The organism is Bacillus sp. NEAU-CP5 (assembly GCF_026420705.1).
Lineage (GTDB): Bacteria > Bacillota > Bacilli > Bacillales > Bacillaceae > Bacillus > Bacillus velezensis.
Genome location: NZ_JAPMOV010000007.1, coordinates 1 through 14,469, shown reverse-complemented (window position 1 = coordinate 14,469; position 14,469 = coordinate 1). Strand labels below are relative to the sequence as shown.

The 14,469-nt window shown below is 46.5% G+C and carries 12 protein-coding genes and 1 rRNA gene; 7 read left to right on the top strand and 6 right to left on the bottom strand.

The annotated features are described in order from the left end of the window. The first annotated feature begins 15 nt into the window (after window positions 1-15). From OTK50_RS18160 to OTK50_RS18135, 6 genes are all read left to right on the top strand, one after another. A complete protein-coding gene (locus tag OTK50_RS18160; RefSeq protein WP_224223973.1) occupies window positions 16-1,260 on the top strand; it encodes an exo-beta-N-acetylmuramidase NamZ domain-containing protein in 1,245 nt (414 codons plus the stop codon). 137 nt (window positions 1,261-1,397) lie between these two features. Continuing rightward, a complete protein-coding gene (locus OTK50_RS18155; protein ID WP_224223972.1) occupies window positions 1,398-2,993 on the top strand; it encodes a helix-turn-helix domain-containing protein in 1,596 nt (531 codons plus the stop codon). 87 nt (window positions 2,994-3,080) lie between these two features. Beyond that, window positions 3,081-4,037, top strand: a complete 957-nt coding sequence (locus OTK50_RS18150; RefSeq protein ID WP_224223971.1) for an ABC transporter substrate-binding protein — start codon at window positions 3,081-3,083, stop codon at window positions 4,035-4,037. Between the two features lie 19 nt (window positions 4,038-4,056). Next, on the top strand, window positions 4,057-5,064 hold the full coding sequence (locus OTK50_RS18145; RefSeq protein ID WP_007609051.1) for a FecCD family ABC transporter permease: 1,008 nt from the start codon (window positions 4,057-4,059) through the stop codon (window positions 5,062-5,064). Between the two features lies 1 nt (window position 5,065). Next, window positions 5,066-6,076 carry an iron ABC transporter permease FeuC gene (feuC, locus tag OTK50_RS18140; protein ID WP_032872817.1) on the top strand — a complete coding sequence of 337 codons (1,011 nt, stop codon included), beginning with the start codon at window positions 5,066-5,068 and terminating at the stop codon, window positions 6,074-6,076. Further along, complete coding sequence (locus tag OTK50_RS18135) at window positions 6,073-6,825, top strand: alpha/beta hydrolase (RefSeq protein WP_224223970.1); 753 nt, start codon at window positions 6,073-6,075, stop codon at window positions 6,823-6,825. Before feuC ends, OTK50_RS18135 begins: the two co-directional genes overlap by 4 nt. Here the strand turns inward: OTK50_RS18135 and OTK50_RS18130 are convergent. From OTK50_RS18130 to OTK50_RS18110, 5 genes are all read right to left on the bottom strand, one after another. After that, window positions 6,814-7,755: a bile acid:sodium symporter family protein gene (locus tag OTK50_RS18130; RefSeq protein WP_154018330.1), complete on the bottom strand. Its 942-nt coding sequence runs from the start codon at window positions 7,753-7,755 to the stop codon at window positions 6,814-6,816. The genes OTK50_RS18135 and OTK50_RS18130 overlap by 12 nt on opposite strands. Before the next feature lie 150 nt (window positions 7,756-7,905). Further along, on the bottom strand, window positions 7,906-9,339 hold the full coding sequence (locus OTK50_RS18125; RefSeq protein ID WP_224223969.1) for a SulP family inorganic anion transporter: 1,434 nt from the start codon (window positions 9,337-9,339) through the stop codon (window positions 7,906-7,908). 231 nt (window positions 9,340-9,570) lie between these two features. Continuing rightward, window positions 9,571-10,617: a zinc-dependent alcohol dehydrogenase gene (locus OTK50_RS18120; protein ID WP_038456747.1), complete on the bottom strand. Its 1,047-nt coding sequence runs from the start codon at window positions 10,615-10,617 to the stop codon at window positions 9,571-9,573. Next, window positions 10,592-11,542, bottom strand: coding sequence for an inositol monophosphatase family protein (locus tag OTK50_RS18115; protein ID WP_061581703.1), 951 nt, complete (start codon window positions 11,540-11,542; stop codon window positions 10,592-10,594). Before OTK50_RS18115 ends, OTK50_RS18120 begins: the two co-directional genes overlap by 26 nt. Next, a complete protein-coding gene (locus OTK50_RS18110; RefSeq protein ID WP_029326112.1) occupies window positions 11,539-12,807 on the bottom strand; it encodes an aspartate aminotransferase family protein in 1,269 nt (422 codons plus the stop codon). Before OTK50_RS18110 ends, OTK50_RS18115 begins: the two co-directional genes overlap by 4 nt. A 228-nt stretch (window positions 12,808-13,035) precedes the next feature. Here OTK50_RS18110 and OTK50_RS18105 point away from each other — a divergent pair, with 228 nt between their 5' ends. Beyond that, window positions 13,036-14,247: an MFS transporter gene (locus OTK50_RS18105; RefSeq protein ID WP_173602744.1), complete on the top strand. Its 1,212-nt coding sequence runs from the start codon at window positions 13,036-13,038 to the stop codon at window positions 14,245-14,247. A gap of 95 nt (window positions 14,248-14,342) precedes the next feature. On the opposite strand, the gene rrf is transcribed toward OTK50_RS18105, so the two are convergent. Then, a 5S ribosomal RNA gene (gene rrf / locus OTK50_RS18100) occupies window positions 14,343-14,458 on the bottom strand. Between the last annotated feature and the right edge of the window lie 11 nt (window positions 14,459-14,469).

Sequence of the window (14,469 nt, the reverse complement as noted above, 5' to 3'; positions counted from 1 at the left end):
ACAGGAGGACTGATCATGAAAACACAAACGGCTGCGCTTATTGCCGGATTAGTCGTCATCAGTGCTATGACGGCAGTCTCGGCGGCTTCTGACAGAAACCTTCATACCGCCAAGAAACCAAGCATCCAAACAGGCATCGACCGCCTGCTGAAAGATTATAAACAGGAACTGAAGGGAAAAAGGGTCGGGCTGATCACCAACCCGACCGGTGTGAACAATTCATTGAAAAGCAGCGTTGACGTGCTGTATGAGGCACCAGACATCCACTTGACGGCATTATTCGGACCGGAGCACGGTGTCCGCGGCGATGCTCAGGCCGGAGACAAAGTCACATCCTATATAGACGAAAAAACAGGGCTTCCCGTCTACAGCCTGTACGGGGAAACGAGGAAACCGACGCCTGACATGCTGAAAGATACAGATGTGCTGATTTTCGATATTCAGGATGTCGGAACACGATACTACACCTACATTTATACAATGGCCTATGCCATGAAAGCGGCCAAAGAAAAAGGCATTCCTTTTTATGTCTTGGACCGGCCGAATCCGCAAGGCGGACGAAATCCGGACGGCCCGGTTCTTGAACCGGATTACGCTTCATTTGTCGGACTATATCCGATCCCGCTGAAGCACGGCATGACGATCGGTGAGCTTGCTCTTTTATTCAATAAAGAGTTTCATATTGGCGCCGACCTCACCGTCGTAAAAATGAAGCGCTGGAAGCGGACGATGACAATTGAAGATACCGGTCTGCCGTTCGTCCTCCCTTCGCCTAATATCCCGACCCCGGACAGCATATTCGCATATTCGGCGACAGGACTAATCGAAGGCACAAACGTATCCGAAGGAAGGGGCACGACAAAGCCGTTTGAACTTATCGGCGCGCCTTATATGAAAAGCACCGAGCTCGAAGAACGCCTGAACAGTCTCAAGCTTCCGGGCGTCGCCTTCAGAGCCGCATCATTTATCCCCAGCTTCTCCAAGCACCAGGGCAAGCTGTGCCACGGCGTACAAGTCTACGTAACAAACAGAAACACATTTGAAGCGGCAAAAACAGGGCTTTCCATTCTGAAAACCATGCATGACTTATATCCGAATGACTTTTCCTTCTTGCCGACAGGCTCTTTTGACAAGCTGATCGGTAACGGCTGGGTACGCAAAAAAATAGAAAAAGGCGCTTCCATTGAAGACATCACCAGCACATATCAACGCCGGCTGAACCAATTCAAAACTCTAAGAAAACAATACCTCATATACTGACAACATTCGTGTTACACGTGTAACATTTTGACGCATTTCACATTTCCGCTTTTTATAGGAAAACATTCATTTATTTGGTACAATTTAAATGATAACTGTTATCATTTAAATGAATGTTTCCTAAAAGGTGGTTTCTCATGAAAAACACATTATTCTTTCAGCCCATTGATATCATCTCCGTAAAAAAAACAGCCGACCTTCTGTCAGAGCATCAGCTCACTGATTCTCCCGTATTGATCTTTCATGTGAAAGGCGAGGGACAAATTGATATCGGAACAGACAGCTTTCCTCTGCAGAAGGAAACGCTCTACATCTGTCCTTGTTATGAGACATTCAATATTGCCCCTATATCGTCAGGCGGCATCCATTTGTATATCGTCAGACTCCGTGTTTTCTCCTATTCATCAGATGATGAAGCGATGCTTCCGGATAATGGGGAAGACATCTTCCACGGACTTCAGCAAATGAATTTACAAACGGTGGATCATTTGACAAGCCGGCTTCAGTCACTTTCTGAAAACGTGCGATCGGCGGATGCATTGCAGAAAATGAAATACACAGCCGACTTTCAGCAGCTGATGTACGACCTTTATGCCGCAAAAGTATGCCATCAAAATAATACGAAAGCGGCGATCGAACAGACAAAACAATTCATACATGCTCAGTCCGACACAAAAATCACGCTCACCCAGCTCGCTCATATGGCGGGAATCAGTCCCAAGCATTACAGTGAAACCTTTAAAAAACTATACGGGCAGAGCGTAACCGAATATATCACAGACATCCGCATAACCAATGCGAAAAAACTGATGGCCAAGGCAAACTGCAAACTGCGGGAAATCGCTCATCAAATCGGCTACCAGGACGAATTTTATTTCAGCCGCATCTTTAAAAAACATACCGGCAGCTCACCTACAAGCTATATGAAAAAAAGGCGCACAAAAATGGCCGCTTACGGAAAAGAAACGATGGGGCATCTGATTCCTCTGCATCACGTGCCTTACGCTGCAGCGTTGCACCCGAAATGGACGGCCTATTATTACAAACAATTCTCTTCTGATATTCCGGTTCACCTGAGTGCTTACCGCTATAATGCAAATTGGGAAGAGAACTTGCACACGCTGTCCCAAGCTGCCCCGGACATCATTTTCAGTCTTGATTCTGTCAGTGAAGAAGAAAAACAGCGCCTGAATGACATCACTGAAGTTTTTTACCTTCCGGCTCAAGAGAATTGGAGAGACCAGTTTCTTCGCACAGCCGCATATTTGAATGAAGAGCAGGAAGCGCGGCACTGGCTTAAAGCTTATCAAAGTCTCGCCCATTCAGCGAAAGATGCTCTTAAGCACGTGCGGCATCAGCGGTTCTTATTTATCCGTGTATATAAAGAAAATATGTACATCGCCCATAACAACAGTATTGAGGATGTCTTCTTCGGTGATTTAGGCTTTGCCTCCGCAAAACCGGAAACTTTTGCTCCTGACGAAAAGATTTCCTTGGAAATGCTGGCGGATTGCCAGGCTGACTGCATCATGCTTTTCACTTGTAAAGAACCGGAAACGCTTCGTTATTTTCAGCGGATTCAGCAGACCGGAATATGGCAGAACCTTAGAGCCGTCAGCAATAAACGCGTGTTTCCCATATCATCTGACCCGTGGATTGAATATTCTCCAAGCGGACATCAGCGGATGATCGAGCAAAGCATTTCCATTTTATCCGAAGATCGTCCATGGTAATACCGGAAATTATCCATGGTCTTATCCCTGTTCCTTCTCTATAATTCCAATTGATAATAGTTATCAATTGAACAGGAGGAACAATAGATGAAGAAATTGGCATTCGCTTTCATGATTTTGCTTTTGGCTTTCACGGCCGCGGCTTGCGGAAGCTCAGAAACATCTGATACAGCAAGTAAAGGAAAGGACGCTTCTTCAGATAAAAAGAAAATCGAATATCTCGGAAAAACATATGAAGTCAAAGCGCCGACTGACAAAATCGCCATTACAGGCAGCGTAGAGTCAATGGAAGACGCCAAATTGCTTGACGTTCATCCGGCAGGAGCAATTTCTTTCTCCGGCAAATTCCCGGAACTGTTTAAAGATATTACAGATAAATCCGTATCAACGGGAGAAAAAATGCAGCCGAATATGGAAAAAATTCTTGAGCTGCAGCCGGACGTCATTCTGGCATCAACCAAATTCCCGGAAAAAACGTTAAAAAAATTGAGCGGCACCGCTGAAACGATCCCTGTCTCTCATATCTCATCAAACTGGAAAGAAAACATGATGCTGCTCGCCCAGCTTACAGATAAAGAGAAAAAAGCGAAAAAAATCATCGCAGATTACGAACAGGACCTGAAAAAGACAAAAACAAAGATCAACAGCAAAGCGAAACAGTCAAACGCGCTGGTCATCAGAATCAGACAAGGCAATATTTATATTTATCCAGAACAAGTATATTTCAACTCCACGCTTTACGGTGATTTAGGCCTGAAGGCGCCGGTCGAAGTTAAAGCGGCGAAAGCGCAGGAACTGATTTCTCTTGAAAAATTAAGCGAAATGAACCCTGACCACATCTTTGTACAATTCTCTGATGACGAAAACGCAGATAAGCCGGACGCTTTGAAAGACTTAGAGAAAAATCCGATTTGGAAGAGCCTGACGGCAGTCAAAAAAGACCATGTATACGTCAATACGATCGATCCATTAGCCCAAGGCGGAACCGCTTGGAGTAAAATCCGCTTCTTACAGGTTGCGGCTGACAAATTGACTCAAGACTAATAAAGAGTAGGTTTTTCACATGTATGCAAAACGGCGGACACACATTATTATCATTGCTTCACCGATTGCCATTGTTCTGTCACTGCTGCTTTCCGTTTTATACGGCGCAAAGCAGCTTGACTTCCATACCGTGTTCTCCGCATTGCTGCACTTTAATCCGGAGAATACCGACCATCAGATCATATGGCATTCAAGAATCCCGAGGGCTGCCGGCGCTATGTTTATCGGCGCCGCCCTTGCTGTTTCCGGAGCACTCATGCAGGGAATCACACGGAACTATCTGGCCTCGCCTTCGATCATGGGTGTGTCGGACGGCTCCGCTTTTATCATCACCCTTTGCATGGTATTGCTCCCTCAATCGACATCCATTGAAATGATCATATACTCGTTTATCGGTTCCGCATTCGGCGCCGCTCTTGTTTTCGGGCTGGCCTCCATCCTTCCCGGCGGTTTTACCCCGGTGCAGCTTGCCATTATCGGAACGGTGACCAGTATGCTTCTCAGCAGTCTGTCGGCTGCGCTTTCGATTTATTTTCAAATTTCGCAGGATCTCAGTTTTTGGTACAGTGCGAGACTGCATCAAATGAACCCTGATTTTTTGAAACTGGCCGTCCCGTTTTTTGCGATCGGAATCATCACGGCCATGATTCTCAGCAAAAAGGTCACTGCCGTATCATTAGGAGACGACATTTCAAAAAGTCTGGGACAGCAGAAAAGAACCATCAAACTCATGGCGATGGCAGCCGTTGTCATATTGACCGGAAGCTCGGTGGCACTCGCCGGAAAAATTGCCTTTGTCGGTTTGGTCGTTCCGCACATCACACGTTTTCTCGTCGGATCGGACTACAGCAGGCTGATCCCATGCGCGTGCATCATCGGCGGCGTCTTCCTGACCCTTTGCGACCTTGCCAGCCGATTCATCAATTATCCGTTTGAGACGCCTATTGAAGTTGTCACTTCTATCATCGGTGTTCCTTTCTTTCTTTATTTGATTAAAAGAAAAGGAGGGGATCAGCGTGGTGCGTAAAATGGCTGGAATTTATATCATTCTGATTGCTCTCATATTGCTCGTAAGCTATTTCAGCATGACAAGCGGTTCTTTTTCCGCAAAGCCGGGTGAACTGCTCAGTACGCTTTTCCGCATCCATCCGAATCCGCAATATGACATTTTGCTGTTTCAGCTGAGGCTGCCGCGCATTGTCATGGCTGCTGCCATCGGACTCGGGTTGGGGATAGCCGGAGCCGTTATTCAGGCCATTACCAAAAACGGTCTTGCCGATCCCGGTATTTTGGGCATTAATGCAGGAGCCGGAGCTGGAATCGTCACGTTTATGCTTCTGTTTCAGGGACAATCTGAAGCGACGGCACTTGCCTCTGCGATGGGTATGCCTGTCTTCGGCCTCATCGGAGGATTGATGGCGGCCGTGCTGATCTATATTTTCGCCTGGCACCGGGGGCATCTGGAATCGGGCAGAATTATTCTCGTCGGGATCGCCATGAATTCCGGATTCAGCGCGCTGTCTTTATTTCTTTCATTAAAAATGGACCCGCAGGATTATGAGATGGCGATGGTTTGGAAAAACGGCAGCATCTGGTCGGCAAACTGGATGACCATTACGGCGATCCTTCCGTGGCTGATCTTGTTCATTCCTCTTCTTATGGCGAAAACGTCATTGCTGGATACCATTCGTTTCGATGAGGACACGGTGAAAAGCCTCGGTGTTTCAACCAATAAAGAAAAAACAATTTTACTCATTGCCTGCATCGCTTTGATCAGCGCATGTGTAACCGCAGCGGGCAGCATGGCATTTGTCGGACTGATCGCGCCCCATATTTCCCGCAGGCTCGCCGGGATTGAGCACAGATACTCATTACCGGTCAGCGGATTGGTCGGTATGCTCCTCGTCATATCCGCCGACTTTGCGGGCAAATTGTTCTTTCAGCCTTCAGAAGTGCCGGCGGGAATTATTCTTGCGATTCTCGGCGTTCCTTATTTCTTTTTTCTTCTGTTTAAGCAAAAGAAGGGGCTGGATGCATGAGAGGCACCCTTACAGAACACCGGATAAACGGAAAGGAATGCACTGTGTATCTTCCTCCCTCCTATTCGGTTCAAACAGGGGCTTTACCCTGTGTGTACGTACTGGACGGGGGTTCTTTGTTTTTAGAACAGATGGATAAGCTTGAATCCCAATTTGCGAACGGAACACTTCCCGAATTGATTTTCATCGGCATCAAACCGGCTGACAGGCTCGATGAGTACACGCCGTGGCCCGCGCCTTCCCTGAGCCCTGCGTTTCATGATTTCGGCGGCAAAGGGAGGCTCTTTCTCGAGGAGCTGACAAATGTCATCATTCCCACTGTTGAAGATATGCATCACATTTCTGCACATCCGGAAACGAGAGGCCTGATTGGCGCGTCATTAGGCGGACTGTTTTCGGTGTACGCGATGTTACAGAAGCCTGAAATATTCGGCAGAATCGGCTGTATTTCCGGTTCCTTCTGGTATGAAAAATCAGCAGAGTATGTCCGCTCCGCATCTTTGCGTCCGGCACGGCGGCGTATCTATATGTCTGTCGGCAGCCGCGAAGCTGAGCATAAAAACAACATCCAAAACACCATGATCCGACAAAATAAAGACGTGCATGAAAGCCTGAGGCAAAAAGGCTTTTCTCAATCTCAGCTCTCTTTCACTGTTGAAGAAGGCACCGTGCACCATCAAGAAGCATTCAAACGACAATTCAATGCAGCACTAAGCTGGCTGTACGGAAAAAACCGCTCACGTAACTGAGCGGTTTTTTTCATACTTCATCACGACCGGTTTAAGTTCAAAGCGTCTCAGCAAATAGCCGAACAAAGCGGCAAGGATTTGCTGAAAAAGCATCCCGATGACGACCGGAACCGCCACTTGAGACGGAAAGAAAGACACGGCGAGAACGGCTCCGGCGCTGATATTGCGCATGCCCCCCGTATAAATCAGAGACACGATTTCATCCTGGCTCCGCTTCATCAGTCTTCCGATCAGCCAAGCCACGGCATAACCCGTCATGGCAATAAAAAATACCATGCCTGCGATGCCCGCAAATTTGATATCCACGTGCGTGACATACGGCGCGATTTCCGAACTGTTAATGGCAATGACAATCATCAGACAGATTTTTGAAAAAGGAGACAGCGACCGGCTTATCGCCTGAGTCCTTACCGGCGGGGAAAACTGGTTGACTATCATCCCTGCGATGGATGGAATCACCACCATCTCCGCCAGCCCTTTCATCATTCCCCACACATCCATCTGAACATTCGCCCCGGCCAGGACAGACAGGCTCAACGGTACGATAAAAGGAGAAAGGACGGTATCAACCAGGATAATAGACAGCGTCAATCCGACATTCCCCTTATACATCGCAGCCCAAATCAAACTCGTAATTCCGGTCGGAATCACCACACCCATAATCAGACCCGTCACAGTTAAAGGGTCACCGCTGAAAATCAGATGGCCGCTTCCCCATGCAAAAACAGGCATGAAAATATGCAGAACAAACAATGCCATGATCATCGGGAGCGGCTTCTCGATACTGCGCTTCAGCGATTGAAAATTGGCACTCAGACTGCCCGTAAATGTAATAAATGCAAATATCCACGGCACAGCGCCGGCCATCCAGCTGATATGCTGAGATAACAGCACACCCGCCGCCACACTTGACGGAGTCAAAAGCGGCATGATTCTCCCCAACACTTGGTTCAACTTCTGAAGCCACATCATATGCAAGTCTCCTATATACGGTTTTCAAGTCTCATTCATTATAACAATGCACCCCGGCAAATTTAACCGAAAAAAAGCCCGGATATATTCATCCGGACTTCACAAATTCTATGCCATTTGTTTCATTAAATCTCGGCTTTTCTGATTTAATCCCTTTAATTCAGCCTTAATTCCGTATTCTTTACATTTGGCGACAATTTTCTCAAGAGCCGCCGCTCCCGAATCATCCCACACGTGGGCATCGGTCAAATCAATGACAATCCGCTTCACGCCTTCATCATAAACGATGGCATTCATCAGTTCAGACACGGAAGCAAAAAAGATCTGTCCCGTTACCTTATATGTTCTGACATCTTTCTGTTCGGAATGTGACACAATCTTCAGCTTAGAAATTTTCGCCGTAAAAAAGATCGCGCTTAGCAGCACACCCGCGAAGACACCCTTTGATAAATCATTTGTCAGGACGACCGTCACGACGGTAATAACCATAACGATCGAATCAGTAAGGGGCGCTTTCCGCAAACCTTTAATCGATGACCAGTCGAACGTGCCGATGGACACCATAACCATCACGGCCACCAGCGCAGCCATCGGAATTTTCACGACGATACCGCTTAATACGGCAATTAAAAACATTAAAAACGCGCCGGCCGTAAAAGCCGATAACCGGCCGCGTCCGCCGGCTTTCGTATTAATGACAGACTGGCCGATCATTGCGCATCCGGCCATGCCTCCGAAAAATCCGTTCACAATATTGGCGATGCCTTGTCCGCGGCTTTCTTTGTTCTTATCACTATCCGTATCCGTCATTTCATCAATGATCTGGGCCGTCAGCAGCGACTCAAGCAATCCGACGAATGCAAGGGCCAGAGAATACGGGAAAATAATCCGCAATGTCTCAAACGTCCACGGAACATCCGGTATCAAGAAATGCGGAAGTGAACTTGTAATCCCGCCCATATCACCGACCGTGCGGACATCCGCATGGAAGACCACCGCAATGATCGTCATGACAATAATCGCCACCAGCGGAGACGGCACAGCCGTCGTAACCTTCGGCAATAGATATATGATAGCCAGTGATCCGGCAAGCATGGCGTACATGACCCATGAAGCTCCTTTGAACTGCGGCAGCTGCGCAGAAAAAATCAAGATCGCCAAAGCATTCACAAATCCGATCATGACCGAACGCGGAATAAATTTCATCAATTTCGCGATCTTACTGACACCAAGAATAAATTGAATAATACCTGTCAAAATGGTTGCCGCAAACAAATACTGCAGCCCGTAATCAGCCACCAATGTCACCATGACAACCGCCATTGAACCCGTAGCGGCTGAAATCATTCCCGGTCTGCCGCCGAAGATAGAAATAATAATCGCGATACAAAATGATGCATAAAGGCCGACCATCGGATCGACACCTGCAATAATTGAAAATCCGATCGCCTCAGGGATCAGAGCGAGAGCAACCAGAATACCGGCCAGAATGTCTTTACGGACATTCCCGAACCATTGCTGCTGTAACGTATAATCTTTCAAATGATAACGACTCCTTTTCACTATAAAAATCCGCACCCTATCAGTTGGAAACATTGATTTTCATCTGTGGAATATGAGGCAAGCTTACGGGGAAAAAGAGGACACGCTCAGGGTATAATGTCGTTGAGGAAAGGAATTGTTAACAAAGAGTATCATATTAAACTTTAAAGAAATGTGCAAGACCGTATAAATAAGAAAAGAAAACGACTCTCACTGGAGCCGTTTCCGCTTTTATAAAAGTTCCGGATCAGACACAAGAATCGTTTTTATTGCGCTGATATCCTTTCTTTCTTTTGTCACCGGGTCGATGCCCATGAGATGATCAATGGCTTCTTCATAATTCTTCAGTTCCGTCTTTTCCGTAATAAGATCATAGAGCTGCGGAAGGTCGGACGCGCATGCTAACGCGGCTTCCATGATCTGGCGGGCTTCACCTGTGCCCACAATCGTCACGCCGTTTGACAGCAGCTGGTACGGCCTGACCGTCATCTCATACGTATCATCAAAGCCCATCGGCACGATTCTGCCTCCCTTTTCAATGAAAGGATAAGCCCAATCAAGCTGGTTGCCGATGGCGTCAAAAATCACATCAAATTTTCTTCCTTGATTAATCCGTTTCACTTCATCCACGGTTAATGCTTCAGGGTGGTAGACATAATCCGATATCCGGCTCGCCGCCTCGCTTCGGAAACTGCCTATTTCAGTCGCAACCGTCAATCGCGCCAGTTTTTTCACCATCATTTGCACAAGCAGTCCGATCGGTCCGGACCCCAAAACCAAGACCGAGTCCTCCGGCTGAATCGAAGCCTTGTCCACAACATTCAGTACACAGGAGAGAGGCTCAACCAATGTGGCCCGCTCCCATTCCATTGAATCCGGAATTCTGTACATGAACCTGTCTTCCCCCACGTAATATTCCGCAAACGTTCCGTGCGCTCCGATTCCGAGCTGCCAATCCTCGAAGGTTTCGCAATAACACGTCAGCCCTCTCCGGCAATAATGACATTTCCCGCAAAACTGCGTAGGATCTATCACGACGCGGTCTCCGACTTTTACATTTGTCACGTCCGGTCCGATTTCCACGACCGCTCCCACCGATTCATGCCCCATAATCATATGATGGGTTGCATTCATTTTTCCTTTCAGCACATTTAAGTCCGTTCCGCAGATACCGGTGCCGAAAATTTTCACTTTCACATCATTGGATTTCCGAATTTGAGGCTCGTCCACCTCTTGATATTCAAGCTTATCATTAGGAGTCCAGACCAACGCCTTCATATTTCTCTTCCTTTCTGCCCCAGCGGATTTGGTCTAACAATGTTTGATGAAGCTCTTTCGTTGATGCCGCAATACATGATTGCTGATTCTGATAACTTAAATCTGTCAGAAGTGTTTCGTCCAAAGACCGGCCGTATGCATCCGTAATGATCACTCCCGCCTTCTTCGCCAAAAAGACGCTTGCGGCAATATCATAAGGAAACAAATGCAGCACCTGCCCGTTCCCGACCTGCTGAAAATCTGAAAGCAGCTTCGGATCATCTTTCAGCAGACGATTGCCGATATCCACATAAGCATCCATCTGCCCCGTAATAATTCGTGAAATCGAATAAGAAGCGCTGTTGAAAACAAAAACCCCGCCATTATTGGCCGACTGGTCAATCAGATGGCCGTATGCGTCCGTCATCAGCTGCGCCGGATGCCCGTTAAATTCAAGGCTCCAAAACATATTTTTAATATCCCGCACTCCGCTCAAATTCGGCAATTCTCCATGATACCCTTCAAAATGAATGGCATCGCTGTATATATCACCGTACATAAAAGCGCCTGATTTCAATTCAAGTAAAAAAGCAAATTCGATATCCTTAATCTTTGCGTTTGGCTTATACGAAGCAAGCGCAATCGAAATACACGACATTTCAAGTCCCGCGGCGGCCGGGCGCGTTCCGTCTATCGGATCTACAATTAAAATATATTGCGGATCTTCTCCAATCAGCTTCAGGCCGCCATCCTCCGTGTAAAAAGCAACCGGATGACCCTTTTCTTGAATATAATCCAGCACCGCCTCCTCAGCAGCGGCATCTATGTTAAATTGGGCGTCGCCTCCCGGGGAATAGCCGTTTACGAGCCTGTTTTTCAGTGTGCCTTTTTGATTTTTCACCTTTTGATAAACAAATTGTCCAAGCCCAATGATATAGTCTCTCACTTGATTTCCTCCAATAGCTTACGAAGTCTGTAGCAGAGCACTTCGGCTTCACTAAGTGTTATGGTTAAAGGCGGACGGATCTTAAATACATTTCCGAATCCGTAACGGGATGTCCGGAGAATCAGCCCGTAATCCATTGCCCGTTTAGCAATATAATTGGTCAGCTCCACATCCGGTTCATTGTTCTCTTTAACAATCTCCACACCGATCATAAGACCGACGCCTCTTACCTCAGAAATAAAAGCGAAATCCTCTTTCATCGTTTCTAAGCGATCCATAATATAATGACCGACCGTCGTTACATTTTCCAAAAATCCCGGGCGCTGCATAATATCTATGGTTTTACACGCGGCAGCGGCGGCCATCACATTTGAGCCGTACGTGAAGGAGTGCGTATACCCCGGAAGCCCGGTATACTTGTCCTCCGTCAGAGTGGCGGCGACTTGGAAGCCTGTGCCCCCGAGCCCTTTTGCTACCGTCATCATATTAGGTTTCACATCGAAGTGGTCCGCGGCAAACATTTTGCCCGTCCGTCCGAATCCGGTCTGAATTTCATCAAAAATCAGAGCGATATCATGTTCATCACAAAGCTTTCTCAGCTGTTTAAAATACTCTTTAGGCGGAACGACGTTTCCACCGTTTCCGGATATCGGTTCAATAATCATTGCGGCAATTTTTCCATTGCTCGCATACTCAATAAAATCATTAATTCTTTCTACGCACAGCATACCGCATGAATCAGGTTTCTGATTATAAAAACAGCGGCTGCAATAGGGATCGGGGACTTGCAGGCCAAAAGAAATTTGCGGTGGGAAAGGTTCTTTTCTGAATGAGTTGCCGGACAAAGCGGAAGTCATATACGTTTGTCCAAGGTGGCTTCGAAATAAGGAGATGACATCGGTTTTTCCGGAGTAATACTGAGCCATTTTAATAGCTCCTTCATTTGCACCGGAACCGCTGCTGACTTTAGGGTGTACTTTTGTGAGATTATCGGGGGCGATTTCTGCTAGTTTTTCTGCCAGTTTATTTACGGCGTCTGTTTGAAAAGATGATGTTACATGGATCAGCTTATCGGCTTGTTCTTTAACCGTATCAATGACCTCTTTGTTACCGTATCCTAAATTCAAGTTAAATGTGGCAGAAGCGCAATCAATGTACTCATTCCCCTCTTGATCGTACAGGTAAATCCCTTCTCCGCGCTCCATTACTACATCGTCAACACTGTAATACAAGCTGTCTGGATTCGTGATTTCCTTCGTTCCCACAAATACCACCCCTATGAAATTATTAGAATTTCGCTTTTTATCGTATAAATTATTGAAAATAATGTCAACGTTCTTTCTTGTAAAAAATGTTAACAATTTGTTAACGTTACCATAAGGGATGTACGAGCAAAAGTTATGTGATATAGTAACAATAATTGGATTTTTTGTAAAAACGTCATGTCATACGAGTAGAGAGAAATATGATTTTACCAATAAGGAGATAAAATGATGAAAACTCGTCTGCTGTGGATAAGCTGTTTTTCTTATGGATCGATTGCTTTTACACTTGTTATTCTGGGAGCCGTACTGCCTGAGTTACTCACACATTATTCACAAAGCTACAGTAATGGCGGAGTATTGGTCTTCTCTCAGTTCATGGGCTTTCTCATCGGTGTCATTGGAATGCCTTACATGGTGAAAAAGCTTGGGCGCAAAAACGTCGTTATCTTTGGCCTGGCCCTCATCAGCTGTGAAATGTTCATCACCTTCCTGCCGCCCTGGCCGCTGCTATTTCTTCTCGTCAGCATCGCGGGGCTTGGCGCCGGATTGGTGGAATCCTGTGTAGGCACGATCATCCTCACCGCTATTAAAGAAAGACAGGCTGTGGCCATGAGCAAGATGGAAGTGGCCTACGGATTAGGTGCGCTGTTCATGCCTCTGCTCTCAGGCTTTCTTATCAACAACCACATGTGGACAATTGCTTTTTTAGTATTAGGGTTATCCAGTTTTGCACTATTAATTGCATGGAAGCAGATGAGTTTCGGCAGTATTGATCAGCTTCTCATCCGCAAAGAGGTCTCTTCCGATGACACTAAAAAAGAAAGCACCGGTTATCGGTCACACGGATTGCTGTTTATTGCCTTGGCGGGTGCTTACTTCTTCTTTTACGGCGGCAGTGAAGTTTCCATTGTACATTTTATCCCCTCCATCTTCGCTGAGAAATGGGATATCCCCAACTCTTTGGCAACGATAACAGTTACAGTGTATTGGACGGGCATGATCATCGGAAGGTTATTAACAGGCCCGGTATCAGAAAAGCTGACATATCACCGTTATCTCCGTCTCATAAGCATTGGCGGTCTGGCTGCACTTACCGTATTAGCATTAAGCAAAAACGTATGGTTCGGTTTTGCCCTTTGCTTCTTTTTAGGGCTGTTCATGGCAGGCATGTTTGCAATAGCCCTAATCATCACGAATCATTTTTATCCCGGAAAGACAGAAACGACTACCAGTATTCTGCTCGCTTCAAACGGATTAGGAGGTTCACTCCTTCCGATCGCCGTCGGCTGGAGCTTAGATGAATATCCCGCACAAACTGCGTTCTGGCTGTTTACTGCACTGATGCTCCTTATGCTGCTGATTGTGTTCAGTTTAAGAATGCTCGAGACAATAAAATCAAACAATCTTCAACATCACAACAGCAAAGCAAAATCAATGTAAACAAAAAAGCTAATGCCTTTGAAAGGCATTAGCTTTATATATCTATGTGATCTTTCATATAAAAAACCCAGTTCATGATGAACTGGGTTAAGATAGCTTGGCGGCGTCCTACTCTCACAGGGGGAAACCCCCGACTACCATCGGCGCTGAAGAGCTTAACTTCCGTGTTCGGCATGGGAACGGGTGTGACCTCTTCGCTATCGCCACCAAACCATTGAGAGT

What these genes read in the sequence shown, in the direction of transcription:
- OTK50_RS18160 (WP_224223973.1), top strand. Translation starts at nt 16, where the DNA reads ATGAAAACACAAACGGCTGCGCTTATTGCCGGATTAGTCGTCATCAGT.
- OTK50_RS18155 (WP_224223972.1), top strand. Translation starts at nt 1,398, where the DNA reads ATGAAAAACACATTATTCTTTCAGCCCATTGATATCATCTCCGTAAAA.
- OTK50_RS18150 (WP_224223971.1), top strand. Translation starts at nt 3,081, where the DNA reads ATGAAGAAATTGGCATTCGCTTTCATGATTTTGCTTTTGGCTTTCACG.
- OTK50_RS18145 (WP_007609051.1), top strand. Translation starts at nt 4,057, where the DNA reads ATGTATGCAAAACGGCGGACACACATTATTATCATTGCTTCACCGATT.
- feuC (WP_032872817.1), top strand. Translation starts at nt 5,066, where the DNA reads ATGGCTGGAATTTATATCATTCTGATTGCTCTCATATTGCTCGTAAGC.
- OTK50_RS18135 (WP_224223970.1), top strand. Translation starts at nt 6,073, where the DNA reads ATGAGAGGCACCCTTACAGAACACCGGATAAACGGAAAGGAATGCACT.
- OTK50_RS18130 (WP_154018330.1), bottom strand. Translation starts at nt 7,755, where the DNA reads ATGCCGCTTTTGACTCCGTCAAGTGTGGCGGCGGGTGTGCTGTTATCT.
- OTK50_RS18120 (WP_038456747.1), bottom strand. Translation starts at nt 10,617, where the DNA reads ATGAAGGCGTTGGTCTGGACTCCTAATGATAAGCTTGAATATCAAGAG.
- OTK50_RS18105 (WP_173602744.1), top strand. Translation starts at nt 13,036, where the DNA reads ATGAAAACTCGTCTGCTGTGGATAAGCTGTTTTTCTTATGGATCGATT.